The organism is Pseudomonas sp. 43mfcvi1.1 (genome assembly GCF_900115935.1).
GTDB classification, from domain to species: domain Bacteria; phylum Pseudomonadota; class Gammaproteobacteria; order Pseudomonadales; family Pseudomonadaceae; genus Aquipseudomonas; species Aquipseudomonas bijieensis.
In genome coordinates this window covers 55,381-72,332 of sequence record NZ_UETT01000005.1, presented here as the reverse complement: position 1 = coordinate 72,332, position 16,952 = coordinate 55,381, and the positions used below count along the sequence as shown (strand labels likewise).

The window sequence follows — 16,952 nt, the reverse complement described above, 5'->3', positions numbered from 1 at the left end:
GTCATTGCCCGGTTTCAAGCCTCCCAAGGGACTACGGCGTCAACGTCAATAGCGTACCGTTCAATGGCCTCGGCACAGACACTGGCGTCCAGACGCCCCTCATGCACCAGTGAGGTCAACGCACTCAAGACAATCTGGTGGCGGTCCACTTCGAAGAACCTGCGCAGCTGGTTGCGGGTATCGCTGCGGCCAAACCCGTCGGTGCCGAGCACGGTGTAACGGGCGTCGAGGTAACTGGCGATCAACTGGGGCAAGGCACGCACGTAATCGGTACAGGCAATGATCGGCGCCGAGTCGTCGAGGCATTCTTGCACATGACTGCATTTCGCAGGTTGTCCGGGGTGCAGGCGATTCCAGCGCTCCACTTCCCGTGCATCACGAGCCAGTTCGGTGAAGCTGGTGACGCTCCAGACTTCGCTGCCGATGTTCCAATCGCGGGCCAACAACTCGGCCGCCGCGATCACCTCGAGCAGGATCGCGCCGGAGCCCAACAGGCGGACGCGGCCGCGCGCCTCCTTGCCTTCATGCCGGGCGAACCGGTACATGCCCTTGATGATCGCCTGCTCGACACCTTCGGCAAGACTCGGCTGCGGGTAGTTCTCGTTCATCAGCGTGACGTAGTAAAACTCGTCGACCTGGCGCTCCAGCATCTGGCGCATGCCGTGATCCAGAATCACCGCAAACTCACTGGCGAACGCCGGGTCGTAAGCACGGCAATTAGGCACCATCGACGCCATCAAATGGCTGTTGCCGTCCTGGTGTTGCAAACCTTCACCGCCCAGCGTGGTACGCCCCGCCGTGGCGCCGAGCAGGAACCCGCGAGCGCGCTGATCGGCCGCGGCCCAGATCAGGTCGCCGATGCGCTGGAAGCCGAACATCGAGTAGTAGATGTAGAACGGCAACATCGGCAGGCCATGCACCGAGTAGCTGGTCGCGGCAGCCACCCAGGAACTGATGGCGCCGGCCTCGCTGATGCCCTCTTCGAGAATCTGCCCGTCCAGGGCTTCTCGATAACTCAGGATCGAACCAATGTCCTCCGGCTCATAACGCTGCCCCACGCTGGAGTAGATGCCGATCTGCTTGAACAGGCTGGCCATGCCGAAGGTGCGCGCTTCATCCGCCACGATCGGTACGATTCGCGGCCCCAGTTGCTTGTCCCGCAGCAAACCGCTGAGCATGCGCACGAAGGCCATGGTGGTGGACATTTCCTTGCCTTCGGCGGTGAGGGCAAACCCGGCGTAGCTGTTGAGGTCAGGCACAGCCAACGACGCCGAAGTGGTGGGCCGCGACGGCATGTACCCGCCCAATGCCCGGCGACGTGCATGCAGGTAACGCATTTCGGCACTGTCGTCGCTGGGTTTGAAGAAGCTCAGCGAGGCGGCCTGCTCATCGGTCAACGGCAAATTGAAGCGGTTACGGAAAGCGATCAAGGCGTCCTTGTCGAGTTTCTTCTGCTGGTGCACGGTCATCTTGCCCTGCCCGGCATCGCCCATGCCGAAGCCCTTCTTGGTCTGGGCCAGGATCACCGTAGGTTTCTTGCCCTCGAGCACTGCGCTTTGATACGCGGCAAAGATTTTCACCAGGTCATGACCACCCCGTTTGAGGCGATCGATCTGTTCATCGGTCAAGCCTTGGGCCAAATGCGCCAGGGCTTCGTCCTGGCCGAAGAAATGCTCGCGGTTGAAGCGCCCATCCTTGGCCGCGAACGTCTGGAACTGGCCGTCGACCGTGGCCGACAATGCACGGACCAGCGCGCCGTCTTTATCCCGGGCGAACAATCCGTCCCAGTCGGAGCCCCAGACCAGTTTGATGACGTTCCAGCCGGCCCCGCCGAACAGCGCCTCCAGCTCATCGATGATGCGACCGTTGCCACGCACCGGACCGTCCAGGCGCTGGAGGTTGCAGTTGACCACCCAGACCAGATTATCCAGTCCTTCACGCGCCGCCAGGGTCAGTGCCGACATGCTTTCCGGCTCATCCATTTCACCGTCGCCGAATACCCCCCACACCGTGCGCCCGGTGGTGTCCTGCAAACCACGGTGGTGCAGGTAACGCATGAACCGCGCCTGGTAGATCGAGCTGATCGGACCAATGCCCATCGAGCCGGTCGGGAACTGCCAGAAGTCCGGCATCAACCACGGGTGCGGGTAGCTCGACAGACCCCGGGCGCCATTGGCACGTGCGCTGATCTCTTGCCGATAATGTTGCAGGTCCTGTTCCTCGAGGCGCCCTTCCAGAAAGGCTCGTGCATAGACGCCCGGCGCCGAGTGCGGTTGATAGAACACCAGGTCGGCGCCACGGGTGTCGGTGCGCGCCTTGAAGAAGTGGTTGAAGCCCACCTCGAACAAATCCGCAGCGCTGGCATAACTGGCGATGTGGCCACCCAGTTCCCCATAGGCCTGGTTGGCCCTGGCGACCATGACCAGCGCGTTCCAGCGCATGATCGAAGCCAGTCGCTCTTCCAGCGCCAGGTCGCCCGGAAACAGCGGCTGCTGCTCGACGCTGATCGTATTGATATAAGGCGTGCCATGGCTGGGCCGCCAACCGATCCTGGAGGTGCTGGCCACGGTCACCAGCATGTCGAGGATCTGTTTTGCCCGGGCCGTGCCGTCGTGGGCGATGACGGACAGCAACGCCTCCTGCCACTCGGCCATTTCCTGTGCATCTTCAGCTATCTGGCCCGGCAATTGGGTCTGGATATCGGACCGACTCATGAGCAACTCCTGCAGGTGTCGGGTAACACTTCAAGGTGGTGCGAACGGTTCACTCGGGCGAGGCTTTTCACCTGTTCTACCGCAGCAATGACCGAACGTTCGGCCGCCCCGTCCGAAGCAATCGGGTAGATGCAGGGCGGACTGATGGAAAGGTCGTGCAATAAACGCTCATCCAGTTCACCGAGCACGACAAAACAATAGTCCCCCTTGGCCACTCGCACTTCAGCGAGCGGGCCAAGTACCGGGGCCACAGCATCGACATGAATCAGTGCCACATTGTCAAAACAGCTGAACCCCTGATGGATCAAATCAATATGGTCGCTATCAAGCCCGCACGCGATGACCACGATACGTGTGCAGTTTGAAGGCTCGCGCATCCACTTCGGGGCGTTGGTACGACAGTCGGCAGCTTGGCGCATAGGCGTCGCCTTTGTTGTCTGGAGCGGTTGATTCAACAGGCGAATCGGCGCGGACACCGGCTAAATGACGCCGTGCGCCTGCAGCACGCTTTTCGCCAGACTGCGGGTCGCCGAAAGCACTTGCTCTACCTGTTGATCCATCGCAGCAGTGGAAGTGGCTATCGCTCCCAGCTCGACGACGCGCAACGGGTGACCGTGCACGGACCCCAGCCAGGTCAAGCCGGGAACCGTGCCGACTTCGACATCCAGTAAGAAACTGCCGTGGGAGACAGCACGCAACAGTTGGCTGGCATAACACGCGTCCGCCCCAGCCGATTGCTCAGGGCCAGACCCGCCGCGCAACCAGTCGACCATCAACGCCTCGGATTGCTGGACGGCCAGATAAGCCACCTGGTCCCAGTCATCTATCGCTACGTGCAGCTTGTCGATCATGTATTTGGGCAACGCAGCGCTGGTAACGATGACCACTCCGGCTTCGGCCGAAGGTTCCTTGATCCAGACTGCGGATTGCGATATCGCATGCATGGCGGTACTCCGGCGGCTTGGTAGGAGCCGCTTGCTCCGGGCGGCGATGGGGCCGTGACATTCAACATCGATGGCCGACTACCCCACCGCTTCATGAGCAAGCTCGCTGCTACAGGTTATTGGCGCTGATCAGCCATTGCGGAACAGGAAACTGTAGGCGTTCAGCGCAGGTGCCCCGCCCAGGTGTGCATAAAGCACTTTCGAGCCTTCGGGGAACTCGCCACGGCGGACCATTTCGATCATCCCGTGCATGGATTTGCCTTCATACACGGGGTCGGTCAACACACCTTCAAGGCTGCCGCACAGACGAATGGCTTCCAGCGTACCTTCGTTGGGCAAACCATATTCCGGGTAAGCGAAGCGTGTATCGAGCACCACGTCGTCTTCGGTGATCTCACGACCCAGTTCCACCAGCTCGGCGGTGTGCCGGGCGATGCGCAGGATCTGCGCCTTGGTTTGCTCTGGCTTGGCCGAGGCATCGATGCCGATAACGTTCTTCGAACGGCCGTCCGCGGCGAAACCGACGACCATGCCGGCCTGGGTACTGCCGGTCACGGAGCAGACCACGATGTAGTCGAACTTGAACCCCAGTTGTTTTTCCTGCTCCCGTACTTCCTCGGCAAAGCCGACGAACCCGAGGCCGCCGTAGGGATGTTCGGAACAACCCGCCGGTATTGGGAACGGCTTGCCACCGCGCTCCAGCACATCGTTCATGGCCTTCTCCCAACTGGGTCGGATGCCGATGTCGAACCCGGCGGCGTCCAGTCGTACGTCCGCGCCCATGATGCGAGACATCTCGATATTGCCTACGCGGTCATACACCGCATCGGAGTAGTTCACCCAGTTTTCCTGGACCAGCACACACTTCATGCCCAGGTGTGCGGCGACGGCGGCGACCTGGCGGGTCTGGTTCGACTGGATCCCACCGATGGACACCAGGGTGTCGCAGCCCTGTTCAAGAGCCTCGGGAACCAGGTATTCGAGCTTGCGCGTCTTGTTGCCGCCGAAGGCCAGGCCACTGTTGCAGTCTTCACGTTTGGCATACAACTCGACCTTGCCACCCAGGTGCTCGCTGAGACGTTTCAAGGGCGTGATAGGAGAAGGACCGAAGGTCAGCGGATAACGTTTGAAACGATTCAGGTTCATGACTCTGCTCCTTGTTTATGGATATCCAAGCGCCAGACCGAAAGGCAAAAAAAGCTGCGTTCCAGGTTCTTTCAGAGGGGCTTCGATGAGTTCAATATTAAGAACAAAGTCAAAAATATGTGTTGCAAGTTTCAGTCAATTAAAGAAACATAAATCATCGATTACTACTTTTAACATATTTTTATTGTGCAGAATCCAACATGAACGCAATAAACAGCCACAGGAAACCCGGCACCCCAGGCGCAGAGCCGCACCCGCTGGACCGGACCGACCGCGCCATTCTCAAGGCCCTGCAGCGAGACGCCTCTATCTCCAATGTGGCGCTCGCCGAGAAGGTGAAACTGAGCGCGCCGGCCTGCCTGCGACGCGTCGAACGCCTCAAGCAGGCAGGCCTGATCAAGGACATTGTCGCGTTGCTGGACAATCAGGCACTCGATGCAGGAATGGTGGTGTTGATCGGCGTGGTGCTGGACCGCTCGACGCCGGAATCCTTCGCAGCCTTCGAAGCCGCGGCGCAAAAGGTGTCCGGCTGCATGGAATGCCATGTGGTGACAGGGGAATTCGACTACTTCATGTTGATACGAACCAAGGACAGCAACAGCTTCAACCGGCTCCACGCGGAGCAATTGCTTTACCTGCCCGGGGTTCGCCAGATTCGCTCGTTCATGGGGTTGCGCCAGGTCTTGTCGACCACCCAAATCCCCCTTTGAGGCCTGACAGAAAGAGTCGGCCCTGTCCTCTCAAACACCAGAAGCAGGTTTCACTGCTATAACCATGATCTCGACCAGCACCTCAGGCCGCGCCAGACGTGCCTGAACAGTGGCCCGTGCCGGAGCGCTGTCGGTTGGCAGCCAGGCGTCCCACACCGAATTCATCGGAGCGAAATCACGGTCAATGTCTTTGAGCCAGATCTGTGCGCTCAAAAGCTGCCCCTTGTCACTGCCCGCCAACGCCAACAAGGCTTCGATCTTGGCCAGCACCTGCTGCGTCTGCGCTTCGATGCCAGACTGTAGGTCAGTGGGCACCTGGCCGGAGAGGTAAAGCAGATCGCCGTGACTGACCACGCCGGACATCCGCGCGCTGCTCTGAAAACGTTGAATCGTTGCCATCGGGTTTAATCCATGAAATGAGAAAGTTAAGGGACTGTGCTGCCGCTCAACCGGATTACGCCACCACCCTGTCCGGCAGGTCCCAACCCACAGGCCGCTGTTGGTGCCAATCACTGACTTGCTGATAGGCGTGGGCGATCCGCAGGACCAATGGTTCGGCGAAAGCGCGACCGACGATCTGCATCGAGACCGGCATGTGTTGCTCGTCGAAGCCCACCGGCAGCGCCACTGAACAGAGATTGAGCAGGTTGGCGAAACGGCCGAGCAGGGCCAACGGTGTCCCGTACTCATCGACCTGACTCAACGGCACACTGCCAATGGCGTTGGTCGGAAACGCACAGGCATCGACGTTGGACATGGCCTCTTCCATGGCTCGGCGAGCAACACGTCGCTGGTTGTGCAAATTGATATAGGCCGCCGCGTCGACGGCGCGTCCGCTCAGCACCCGGCGCTGCACATGAGGATCGAAGCGCAGATCATCGCGCTCGAACAAACTGCCAAGGCTGGCGTAGCCTTCGGCGCTCATAAGGCCACCGGCGACGCGCATGCATTGCTCCAGCGAAGTCGGTAGCGGCTGTTCGACCAGGTGCATGCCCAGTGCGGCCAATTGCTCCAGCCCCCGGTCATAGGCGGCCAATACGCCAGGCGCGATGTGTACGCGTTCGGCCTGTGGCAGCACCCAGATGCGCAGACCGGCCACCGGAAGACTCAAGCCTGCCGCGGCGCTGAAGACTGGCGATCTGGCCGAGACCGGGTCCAGCGGGTCCGGCCCCAGCAGCGCATCAAGCATCCACGCAGCGTCTTCGACGGTGTGCGTAATCGGCCCCACCGAATCCAGCGATGGGCACAATTCGATCAAACCGTGGCGGCTGACCAACCCACGCGTGGTTTTCAACCCAACCAGACCACACATGCCCGCAGGAATCCGCACCGAGCCACCGGTGTCGGTGCCCAATGCCGCGCTTGCCAACCCTCCAGCCACGGCCACCGCTGAACCACTGCTGGAACCACCTGGAGCACGATGCACTTCGCGGTCCCATGGGTTCCACGGCGTGCCCATCACTGCATTCGTGCCCCACCCGCCGAAAGCGAATTCGACGGTATGGGTCTTGCCCATAATGATCGCACCGGCGCGCTCCAGGCGCTGGACCGCCGTGGCGGTAAGCCGCGAGATACGCGGCGTCTGCGCCAGCGAACCACCGGTTATGGCCTTGCCGTCAATTTCGAACAGATCCTTGATCGCGATCGGAATGCCATGCAACGGACCCAGGTTGACACCTGCGGCTCGCTGCCGATCGGCAGCGATGGCGGCACCGAGCGCGCGTTGAGGGTAGGCCTCGACATAAGCATTGAGTTGCCCGTTGAAGCGCTCGATCCGCTCCAGTTGCGCGCAGACCAGGGACTCGCTCGTGAGTGTTCCAGACTCCAGTGCTTGCCGCAATTGGCCAATGTTGTGGGAAGCGGTTCGATCCATGATGCTCATGTGTTCAACCTCGAATGGTTTTGCGTCCGCGAGAAAATCGTACTTCCAGCGCTCGCGACAACAGAGAAAGAGGGAAAGCGATGACGAAATAGAACAGCCCCACCAGCAGGAAAATATGCATGGGCAAAAAGGACTCGGAGGCGATGGCCCTGGCCGCCAGCATCAACTCATCGGTGGCGATCAGGGCGCACAGGGAGCTGTCCTTCAGAATCGACACGTAGGCATTGAGCAACGGCGGCAACATGCCGCGAATGGCTTGCGGAAAGATTACGGCGGTGAAGGCTTGCAATGGCGTCAGGCCGGTGGCTATGGCCGCCTCACGCTGGCCTCGATGCAAGGAGTCCAACCCTCCGCGCAGGATCTCCGCGACGTAGGCGCTGCCCTGCAACCCCAAACCGATGGCTCCGGCCCAGTAACCGGACAACGTCAGCCCGAAGCTGGGCAAGGTGAAGTACAGCGCCAGCAGCAACGCCAGAAGCGGCACCGCACGCATCCCCTGGATGAAAAACACGGCCAGGCGCTTGAGCAATGCGCTGGGACTCTTCATCGCCCAGGCCAGTAACGCGCCCAACAGCGCCGCCAGGGCGAAGCCTGTCAGGGACAACTCGGCGCTGACCCGTGCGCCGAGCAGCAGGCGAGCGACCCAGTCGCTCCAGTACTCCGGGTATTGCTGGAAAAAACCGATCATCGCGCCGCCCCCAGATGACGTTCAAGTCGGATGAATCCCGCGCCGATTGGCAGGATCATCGCTGCATAGATGCACATCACCGCCAGATAAATCAGCGAGGTCTGGAACGTGGAGGTCACCAGATTGCGGGCCAGGAACATGATTTCCGGCACGGCAATGGCCGAGGCGATGGACGTATCCTTGATCAGTTGCGTGACATAGTTGGCATAAGCCGGCAACGCAACGCGCAGGGCCTGGGGCAAGAGGATGTAGCGCAGAATCTGCATACGGTTCAGGCCGATGGCCTGCCCGGCCTCATGCTGGCCGACATGCAGCGATTGCAAGCCGGCGCGGAAAGTGTCGGCCAGCACTGCGCTGCCCACCAGACTCAAGCCGACGATGGCCGCCAGCCACGCGGGCAAATTGATGCCCAGGTAGGACAGCCCAAAGTAGATCAGAAACAGGTGTGCCAGCGCGGGCACATTGCGCATCCACTCGATGAAACAGGCAATGGCGCCATGTACCAGTCGCGATCGGCTGAACGTCAGTAAAACCGCCAGCACCAGGCCTCCGACGCTGGCCAGCGCCAAGGTGCAGAGGGCAATTTCCAGCGCGCTCACTGCGCCTTTCAACAGCAAGGGCAACAGCCCGAGAAAAGCCTCCAGATTCGCCATCAAGCGCTCTCCACAGCCATACGCCCAAGAAAGCTGCGGGTACGTTCGTGACGAGGGCTGTCGATGACTTGCGCCGACGGCCCCTGTTCGACAATGCGCCCGCCGTCCATGAAGATCACCCGATCCGCCACATCGCGGGCAAACCGCACTTCGTGGGTGACCATGATCATGCTGCGGCCCTCTTCCGCCAGCTCGCGAATCACCGCCAACACTTCGCCCACCAACTCGGGATCCAGCGCCGAGGTCGGTTCGTCGAACAGAATCACTTTCGGTTGCTGAGCCAAGGCCCGGGCGATGGCGACCCGCTGTTGCTGACCACCGGACAATTGTTCGGGATAAGACTCGGCCTTGTGCCGCAGATGGACTTTTTCCAACATCGCGTCGGCCAACTCATACGCCTGCTTGCGCGGCATGCCTTGGGCCTTGATGGGACCGAGCGCGACGTTATCGCGCACGCTCAAATGCGGCCAGAGGTAGAACAACTGGAACACCATGGCGATCTCGCGACGCTGCGGAGCCATCTCCCGGTCACTCATCAGACGCAAACGCCTGCCGTCCTTGACCTGCCCGATCAACTCGTCCCCCAGCCAGATCTCGCCACTGGTAGGTTTTTCCAGGTAATTGATGCAGCGCAGGCAGGTGGACTTTCCAGATCCGCTCGGGCCGATCAGCGACAAGGTTTCACCGGGCTTCAACTCCAGGCTGATGCCCTTGAGCACTTCCAGATCGCCGTAGTTCTTGTGTAATTCGTGCACGCGTAGCAACGCGGTGTCAGACGGGTTCGACATTTCGGCTAACCTCTTTTTGTTGTAGGCGTGGCGATGAATCGGTGCATCCGCCGGACTCCTCCCCATCGCCTCACACACTTATTTGCAGCCAGGTAACGTCCAGCCTGCAGGGCGATCGACGCCGAGCCGCAGGTCCTTGCCTTCGGGCATGAACCAGACATCCTGGGTCAGGCCGTAGCGAGCGCCGATCTTGCGCATCTCACAGTTTTTCCAGAGCGTCTGGATCTGTGCGTTGACCGCCGTCACCAGTTCCGGGCTGGCCTTGTTGAAGCCGAACACCACCTGACCCAAGCCCGTCAGCAGTGGGAAATTAGGATCGTTGTCGATGAAGGCGTTGAAATGCAGGTGCCATTGCTCATTGCGGGAAATGGCGTATTGCATGACCGGTGGATCGCCGATCACCGCATCGATACGTCCGGCGAGCAGATCGCGAACGGCCGCATCGGACGTGTCGTACAGGGCGACTTGCAGGCCCTCGATCTTGCGCATCTCAGGGATGAACGAAAAGCCGGTGATGGTGCCGACTTTCTTGCCTTGCAAATCCTTGAGGCTGTTCCAATTGGTCTTGTCTGTCTGGGTGATGCCGTTCTTGAAGTAGTGGATAGGATCGCTCAAGGCCATGATTTTCGAGCGTTGCTCGGTCCAGCCCATGGTGCCTGCCATGACATCCACCCGCTTGGACTGCACCGACGCAATCGTCCCTGACCACTCCATCAATGCCGGCTTGACCTTGAGCCCCAGCTTTTCGGAAATTTGTTGAAGGATTTCACCGTCATAGCCGACCATCCGGCTATCTTGATACCCTGTCCCCGGCATATCACCACTGAAGGCGATGGTCAGGCTTCCCGGCTCTACTGTCTCCAATGCGAACACCGGTGCCGCAGCCAGAACGCACACCAGAAAACCGGCACAAATACCGGAAAAACGCTGAACCTTGGACGTCTTCATCGGATGCTCCTCGATAGTTTTTATTGTGGCAGCAGAACGTTTCGCATGGCCCCATCGTAGTGGGACCGGCGCTATAACTTGTTGGATGCTTTGCACGAATGATTGAATATTTGCGACATTCTGGCGATGTAGAGAACGGGACGCCCCAGGAAAGCCTCGTGGACGGGCTCGATCATGGGCAGGCGCGTCACCCACCCATCCGCCGCGGCACCGCCGAGCTGTCTATTGGCATCATGTTATGGCCCCGCTTCCCCTTGCTCTCACTCTCAGGCCTGACCGATGCGTTGCGGCACGCCGCCGATACGGGCGATCAAAGCCGCCCCATTCGCTGCCAATGGAAAGTACTCGGCACGCCCGGGCAAAGGGTCATTTCCAGTAGCGGACTGGACGTGCCGATCGACAGTGAACTCGCTGACCCGGATCGTTTCGACTACATCGTGGTGATTGGTGGATTGCTCGATTCCATCGAGGCGGTGCCGAAAACCTATCCCGCGTTCCTCCACCAGGCCGCGGCGGCACAGGTGCCGTTGATCGGCCTGTGCACCGGCAGCTTCGTGCTCGCGCGACATGGCCTGATGGCGGGGCGAACGGCGTGTGTCCACGCCTACCATGGCGACGACTGGAAGCGGCTGTTTCCGTCGTTGCGCTTTGTCATCAACAGAGACTTTCTGATCGACCAGGACCGGATCACCTGCGCGGGCGGCGTGTCAGTGATCGAATTGGCCCTTCATCTGATCGGCATGCATTGCGGACCGGATCGTGCGGGCAAAGTCGTGCATCAGATGACGGTGGCGAAGAACACGTCCAACAGTTTCGTCGACCGACGCAAGGCGCTCGGCTACGCCAGCTCCTCCAACCGTCGGCTGCACGAAGCCGTGATGCTGATGGAAAAACACATGGCCCAACCCCTGGATATCGAGGCCATTGCGCATCTGGTCGGCACCAGCAAGCGGCAATTGGAACGCCTGTTCGTCGCTGAAACCAACAACAGCCCGGCCCAGTTCTACCGCCAGGTCCGACTCAGGTTCGGCAGGTGGCTGCTCGTGAGTTCCGATCGCCAGATCGGCGAGATCGCCTTTGAATGTGGCTTCGCGGATGCGCCGCATTTCATTCGGCACTTCCAGAGCATGTTTGGCCTGTCGCCGGGGAAGCTACGCAAAGCCTTGATGCAACAAGAGGGGAAATAATGCTGCAAGTGACCATAGACTCTATGTATAACGCCATTACTGGAGAAACCGTAGGGCCATCTTATAGAGTGTCCCTGGTACACGGCGCTGTAGAAATCGTAGATATCACTGAGGTGAGTCATGTTTAAGAACAGCATGAGGCCCGTCCACCCTGGAGAAATTCTCAAGGAAGAGTATCTGGAACCGCTTGGCCTTACGGCCGCTGCGCTTGCAAGGGCTTTGCACGTGTCTGCCCCGACAGTAAACGACATCGTATTGATGCGCCGTAGCGTTAGTGCAGATGTGGCTTTGCGCCTGGCAGCCGCATTGGAAACGTCGGCGCAGTTTTGGCTGAATTTGCAGACTGCGTATGATTTACGTACCGCTGAGATTGCAAAAGGGGAGCAGATTTACAGGGAAGTCGAGAAGATTCCTCACTGCGCGTAGCTGCAGAAAAGAAGTCTCAGCCCAGCCACATAACTGGGCTTTTTATTGTGTCTTGGACGCAGTGCCGACGAACACCCGAGTATCAAATACCAGGCCCCGTCACTTGAGCTGGCAACCTGGCCAAACGATCCCAACCGTCTGCATCGATTCCGGCGCAGTTAGGCAACCACAACGTGCGCAACGGCAATTGCTCCAGCACCGGCACCACGGCCGAGGTGATTCGCGACGCCCCTGGGTCAGCGCCGAGCGTCAGGTCTCGCAACGGCATACGCACGAGGTGGGCCACGCCGGCGTCTGTGAGCCATGGGCTGTCATACAGGCCCAGGCGCTGCAACGGCAGATCCCGCAAGCAAGCGAGGTCGGCATCGCGCAGGTCCAGACCACTTATTTCAAGTTGCTCCAACGGCAATCCCAACTCGGCGAGCTTGCGCAAAACCTTGCCGTCGACGCCTCGGCAAAAACTCAGATTGAGCCGCTTCAGCGGTAGCCCGGCCAGTTGCTTCAGTTCCTTCCAGGTGATGTCGTTCAAGGACAGGTCCAGGAACTCCAAGTCCAAACCACGAAGGTCGCTCAACGTATCTGCGCAGACACCTTGCACATCGGAAAGTCCCAGCCGCTTAAGTGGAAACCCGTGCAGCACGTCGAGCCGCTCGATCACCTGTCGTAGGCACTTGAGGTCCAAGTCCGCAAGCGGCATGCCTTCCAGTATTTCCAGATCGTCTTCGCAGATGAACGCAGATTGGAGCGAAAGCCTTTCAAGAGGCAGTTCCCGGATCGCCTGCAATACGCTCTCGCTTGCGTAACAGTCATCCAGACTCAACGAGCGCAACCCCGTCAGGTCGCGAAGCCAGGACGGATCGTCGAGGATCGCGCCGCTGCCACTGAGGGACAACTGTTCGAGGGGATGACTTGCCAGGTGCGCCATGCCACGGGACGTCAATTCACTCACCCGTTGCAACGTCAGTGATCGCAGCTTGAGGCGTGACAGTGCGCGAAGGCCGTCGTCGGTCATCTCATCGCAACGGTTCAACGACAATTCCTGCAACGGGCTGTCGCTCAGTTGACGGAGAAAACTGTCGTCGAAGTCTTCACCGTAGGTTTGCAACTTCAACCGGCGCAAGCGTGTGGGCGACGGGAGGCAGTGGGCGTAGTCGTCGCGGGAAAAGTTGCTGACCTCCAAGGTTTCGAGGGCATTGGCGGACAAACATTGCCACATCTGCGGTCCGCAGATAAACCTCGGGCTGTTGAGCACCAACGTGCGCAAGGGCAGCCCGGCCAGGGCGTCACACCAATCCGGCTCGGCGTTGTTCAACTCCAGATGGTCTACCGGCAGGCCACGCAGTTGCGAGAGCATTGGCCCGGGGCGATTTGTATGGGGCGTGGTGTTCAGTTGAGCCACCGCCACGTTAGCGGCCGGATCGCCCAGGCCCGCCGCGATGCGTAAACCATCCAGTGACGCTTCCCCGGTATCGAGCAGGTCGCGATAGAGCGAAGCGCGTGCGGCGATGTCATCGGGGTTGGTGGTGAGTTGGGTGATTAGAGCGTTGCGGTTGGGGGTCTGCACGGTCTAGGAATCTGCAAAAAGAGAATATGACTGTTAGGGAAACATAAAAAAGGGTCCTGCTGAAGAGCCTGCCAGGGTTGGGTCGCGCCAAGCCGTCTTCATCTTCCGTAGCGAGGGCGCTTCTCTAGTCATGACGATGTGCCGAATGGGCGGCTGGTTCGAACCCGTTGATATCGGCTCATCAAATGTAGGGAACGCAGCCGCAGAAAAGCCAACGGTCCTACATGAGTGTCACCGGGAGTTGACGCAGCGACGGCAACGTTCATCGCCAGAAAACACAGCGACGCAACAACTAGCCTCGTCCCTAAGGCAAATACGGACATGTTCGATCCCTCGATACAGAAATGACAGCAGGCATGCACAGCAATGCGCGCGCACCAAACCCTGCATATCGCTTTCGGTTCAAGAGAGCGGAATTTTCCACTGAAAAAAGAGACGCGTCTCACAGGACGCGTCAAAAAACACAACAAAAACGACGGCTCGGATTGCGCAGACGCCTACAAACACTCATCCAGGAAACTCACCACAGTTCCCATGCAAGCCATCCGCTCCTCGATATGGGGCATATGGCTGGAGTGTTCGAACAACGCCCAGCGAATGTCGGGCACATGATCCACATAGGGTTTGACCACCAACGGCGTCGCTTCATCGTATCGGCCTGAAATCAACAGGGTCGGCACCCTGACGCGAGGCAAGCGATCGGTGATGGACCAGTCCTTCATGCTGCCGATCACATGGAACTCGGTGGGGCCATTCATGGCGTGATAAACGGTAGGATCGGCATCGATCTGGGCAAAGGTACGGGCGACTTCGTCGGGCCAGGGCGTGACACGGCAGACATGACGGTCGTAGAAAACCCGAGCAGCCTCAAAGTACTCGGTAGACGTCAAGGTTCCAGCCCGCTCGTGCTCGAGCAGTGTTTGCTGCACCTCAATGGGTAGAAGCTGGCGCAAGCGATTGACTTCAAGGAGCCAGGTGGACATGTCCGCCGGGGAGTTGGCGATGATTAACGCGCGCAAGCCCGCAGGCTGGAGCACCGCATGTTCGCTGGCCAACATGCCGCCCCAGGATTGCCCCAAAAGTGCGTAATTGTCGCGAATGCCCAGATGATCCAGCAGGTTCCCCAACTCATCGAGAAAGAGCGCCACGTTCCAGAACGAGGGGTCTTTTTCCGGAAGATGGGTGGAACGCCCATTACCCAGTTGGTCGTAATGAATCACCGGATAGCCACTGTTGGCAATATCCTTGAAAGCATCGACATAATCGTGTGTACAGCCCGGGCCGCCATGCAGGATCAGCAGCGGCGTACGGCCACTGCTGAAATCGCCAGTGATGCGATACCAGGTCTGATACGGACCGAAAGGCGCAAAGCCTTCGTGTGTTACGGGAAGATCCATTTCGTGCCGCCCCCTAGAAATCCTGCGGCACACGATACCGGGGACTGGCCGGCGGAATAACTAGAGAAACAGATAGGTTTTTGCCCGACTTCAGCTATCGAGCAACCGATAATGCACTGCCCTGACCACGGCCTGGACCCGATTCCTGGCGCCGAGCTTGTGCATTGCAGAAGTCAGGTGGAGGGTGATGGTGGCCAAGGAGCGATTCAGTTGCCTGGCGATGTCCGCCGCCGTCAACCCTTCAGCGGCTAATCGCAAGCACTCACGCTCGCGTTTGGTCAGGCGAACCGGGCATGTGCGGGCTTCCTTGCCGAGCAGCGGAAAAGCCGCCTCTTGCAGGGCATGGGAAATCAGGCTGAAGTCACCCAGCGTTTTCCGGACATCCTGCAGGGTGCTCCCCTTCGTATCGGCGCGCAGCCCGGTCAATGTCGCAAAGCCGCCTTTGGGCAAATGCATCGGCACTGTCACGCCACAGGTCATGCGCGAATCCTGCAGATAGCTCACGACCGGTGCATGGCTCTGGCCGATGAACGGCTGCAGCACCGTGTCGGCCTCCGGTCGATAGGACCAGACAAAAGGAGAAATGGCATTGATTGCCAGATGCTGGACGGGGTCGATCTGGTAATAACCTTCTTCACACCAGAGCGAGTGCCAATCACGGGGAGTATTGCGCAACTTCAGCACAGTCGGGGTAATCAGTGCCCCATCATGATCCAGCGGCACCGGACTGTAGTCGTACACCAATGCGTCAAAGCCTAACGCCTGGACCATTCCCAGGGCGTTATCCATCTGCTCGTCCAGGCTCCTGCCAGACAAAAGACGGGTATTGAAGTCAGACAGCTTGGCCTGCATCCATTCAGCTCCCTTATTAATTTCAATCCTGAAATCGTGCAAGTAGAATGCCACGCCTGAGCGAGGGAATGCCAGATCAAACCTATAAGAATTGCTAGCTTATGGGCGCATAGCTTCCTCGGTAAGGTTTAGCCAACGGGCGGCACCTGAGCAGGAGAGCAATGATGTGGCGTGAGATCGAGCCGGACCAGCGATACGACCTGGAAGTCGACGGTCATCATCTGGTGGCCTATGGCTTTGGCGACGGCGACGAGGTGCTGTTGTGCCTCAATGGCGGCCCGGGATTGCCTTGCGATTATCTGCGTGACAGCCACGGCTGGCTCAAGGAAAAGGGCTTGCGGGTCATCGCTTTCGATCAGTTGGGTACCGGTGCCTCGGCCAGGCCGACTGACGAATCCCTGTGGGACATCACTCGTTATGTGGCGGAGGTAGAGACCGTCCGCCAGGCCCTCGACCTGGGCAAAGTGCACCTGCTAGGGCACTCCTGGGGTGGCTGGCTGGCGATCGAGTACGCCATTCATCACCCCCAATCGCTGAAAACCCTGATCCTGGAAAATACCGCCGGCGATATCCCTCATCTGTCCCTGGAGCTCGAGCGTCTGCGGGCGGCCCTGGGCAGTGAGACCGTCGCGATGATGCAGCGCCATGAAGCCTTGGGCACCCTGGATCATCCGCAATACCAGGCGGCCATCACCCTGCTCAACTATCGTCATGTCTGCCGTCTGGACGAGTGGCCAGCACCGGTGACACGCTCCCTGGGCGACTGGAACATGGGGCCCTACATGACCATGCAGGGCCCCAACGAATTTCTCTATACCGGCAATCTCAAGGACTGGAATCGCATCGAACAGATGGCCGGCTTCGAAATGCCTGTGCTGATCACCACCGGTCAACATGATGAACTGACGCCAGCCTGCGCAATGCGAATGAAAATGGCGCTCAAGGATGTACAACTGAATGTGTTCCCCAACAGCAGCCACATGCCGTTCTACGAAGAGCCCCAAGCTTATTTCCCAGTCCTGCTGGATTTTCTGCACCGTCATCGGAACTAGC

General features: G+C 59.4%; 17 protein-coding genes. 4 read left to right on the top strand and 13 right to left on the bottom strand.

Annotated features, from left to right (window positions below):
- Positions 1–14: 14 nt before the first annotated feature.
- The 4 genes from mdeB to DTP52_RS11215 form a co-directional block, all read right to left on the bottom strand.
- Positions 15–2,714 carry an alpha-ketoglutarate dehydrogenase gene (mdeB, locus tag DTP52_RS11230; RefSeq protein ID WP_109753450.1) on the bottom strand — a complete coding sequence of 900 codons (2,700 nt, stop codon included), beginning with the start codon at positions 2,712–2,714 and terminating at the stop codon, positions 15–17.
- Entirely contained in the window at positions 2,711–3,133 is a 423-nt protein-coding gene (locus tag DTP52_RS11225; protein ID WP_109753449.1) for a hypothetical protein, read from the bottom strand. Before DTP52_RS11225 ends, mdeB begins: the two co-directional genes overlap by 4 nt.
- Before the next feature lie 60 nt (positions 3,134–3,193).
- Positions 3,194–3,658: a transketolase gene (locus DTP52_RS11220; protein WP_109753448.1), complete on the bottom strand. Its 465-nt coding sequence runs from the start codon at positions 3,656–3,658 to the stop codon at positions 3,194–3,196.
- A gap of 129 nt (positions 3,659–3,787) precedes the next feature.
- Positions 3,788–4,804, bottom strand: coding sequence for a 1-aminocyclopropane-1-carboxylate deaminase (locus DTP52_RS11215; protein ID WP_109753447.1), 1,017 nt, complete (start codon positions 4,802–4,804; stop codon positions 3,788–3,790).
- A gap of 200 nt (positions 4,805–5,004) precedes the next feature.
- On the opposite strand from DTP52_RS11215, the gene DTP52_RS11210 reads away from it, so the two are divergent.
- Entirely contained in the window at positions 5,005–5,514 is a 510-nt protein-coding gene (locus DTP52_RS11210) for an Lrp/AsnC family transcriptional regulator (protein WP_109753446.1), read from the top strand.
- Positions 5,515–5,544: 30 nt separating this feature from the next.
- On the opposite strand, the gene DTP52_RS11205 is transcribed toward DTP52_RS11210, so the two are convergent.
- The 6 genes from DTP52_RS11205 to DTP52_RS11180 all read right to left on the bottom strand — a co-directional run bounded on the left by DTP52_RS11205 (position 5,545) and on the right by DTP52_RS11180 (position 10,473).
- Positions 5,545–5,913, bottom strand: a complete 369-nt coding sequence (locus DTP52_RS11205) for a RidA family protein (protein WP_109753445.1) — start codon at positions 5,911–5,913, stop codon at positions 5,545–5,547.
- A gap of 55 nt (positions 5,914–5,968) precedes the next feature.
- Entirely contained in the window at positions 5,969–7,396 is a 1,428-nt protein-coding gene (locus tag DTP52_RS11200; protein WP_109753444.1) for an amidase, read from the bottom strand.
- A 4-nt stretch (positions 7,397–7,400) separates the two neighbouring features.
- The gene (locus tag DTP52_RS11195; protein WP_109753443.1) at positions 7,401–8,084 is read right to left on the bottom strand and encodes an amino acid ABC transporter permease; all 684 of its coding nucleotides are present in this window, start codon (positions 8,082–8,084) and stop codon (positions 7,401–7,403) included.
- Positions 8,081–8,737 (bottom strand): amino acid ABC transporter permease, encoded by a 657-nt coding sequence (locus tag DTP52_RS11190; RefSeq protein ID WP_109753442.1) that lies wholly within the window; start codon positions 8,735–8,737, stop codon positions 8,081–8,083. The genes DTP52_RS11195 and DTP52_RS11190 overlap by 4 nt, the downstream gene beginning before the upstream one ends.
- On the bottom strand, positions 8,737–9,525 hold the full coding sequence (locus DTP52_RS11185) for an amino acid ABC transporter ATP-binding protein (protein ID WP_109753441.1): 789 nt from the start codon (positions 9,523–9,525) through the stop codon (positions 8,737–8,739). Before DTP52_RS11185 ends, DTP52_RS11190 begins: the two co-directional genes overlap by 1 nt.
- A gap of 78 nt (positions 9,526–9,603) precedes the next feature.
- Complete coding sequence (locus DTP52_RS11180) at positions 9,604–10,473, bottom strand: ABC transporter substrate-binding protein (protein WP_109753440.1); 870 nt, start codon at positions 10,471–10,473, stop codon at positions 9,604–9,606.
- Between the two features lie 98 nt (positions 10,474–10,571).
- Between DTP52_RS11180 and DTP52_RS11175 the strand changes: the two genes are divergently transcribed.
- Together DTP52_RS11175 and DTP52_RS11170 are read left to right on the top strand one after the other, a co-directional pair.
- Entirely contained in the window at positions 10,572–11,660 is a 1,089-nt protein-coding gene (locus DTP52_RS11175) for a GlxA family transcriptional regulator (RefSeq protein ID WP_109753439.1), read from the top strand.
- Positions 11,661–11,780: 120 nt separating this feature from the next.
- On the top strand, positions 11,781–12,086 hold the full coding sequence (locus DTP52_RS11170) for a HigA family addiction module antitoxin (protein WP_109753438.1): 306 nt from the start codon (positions 11,781–11,783) through the stop codon (positions 12,084–12,086).
- An 82-nt stretch (positions 12,087–12,168) separates the two neighbouring features.
- Here DTP52_RS11170 and DTP52_RS11165 read toward each other — a convergent pair whose 3' ends face one another.
- The 3 genes from DTP52_RS11165 to DTP52_RS11150 all read right to left on the bottom strand — a co-directional run bounded on the left by DTP52_RS11165 (position 12,169) and on the right by DTP52_RS11150 (position 15,899).
- Positions 12,169–13,650 carry a hypothetical protein gene (locus tag DTP52_RS11165; RefSeq protein ID WP_109753437.1) on the bottom strand — a complete coding sequence of 494 codons (1,482 nt, stop codon included), beginning with the start codon at positions 13,648–13,650 and terminating at the stop codon, positions 12,169–12,171.
- Between the two features lie 497 nt (positions 13,651–14,147).
- Positions 14,148–15,047 (bottom strand): proline iminopeptidase-family hydrolase, encoded by a 900-nt coding sequence (locus DTP52_RS11155; RefSeq protein WP_109753435.1) that lies wholly within the window; start codon positions 15,045–15,047, stop codon positions 14,148–14,150.
- A 90-nt stretch (positions 15,048–15,137) separates the two neighbouring features.
- Entirely contained in the window at positions 15,138–15,899 is a 762-nt protein-coding gene (locus tag DTP52_RS11150; RefSeq protein ID WP_109753434.1) for a LuxR family transcriptional regulator, read from the bottom strand.
- A 164-nt stretch (positions 15,900–16,063) separates the two neighbouring features.
- Here DTP52_RS11150 and DTP52_RS11145 point away from each other — a divergent pair, with 164 nt between their 5' ends.
- Positions 16,064–16,951, top strand: a complete 888-nt coding sequence (locus tag DTP52_RS11145; protein ID WP_109753433.1) for a proline iminopeptidase-family hydrolase — start codon at positions 16,064–16,066, stop codon at positions 16,949–16,951.
- The last annotated feature ends 1 nt before the right edge of the window (position 16,952 follow it).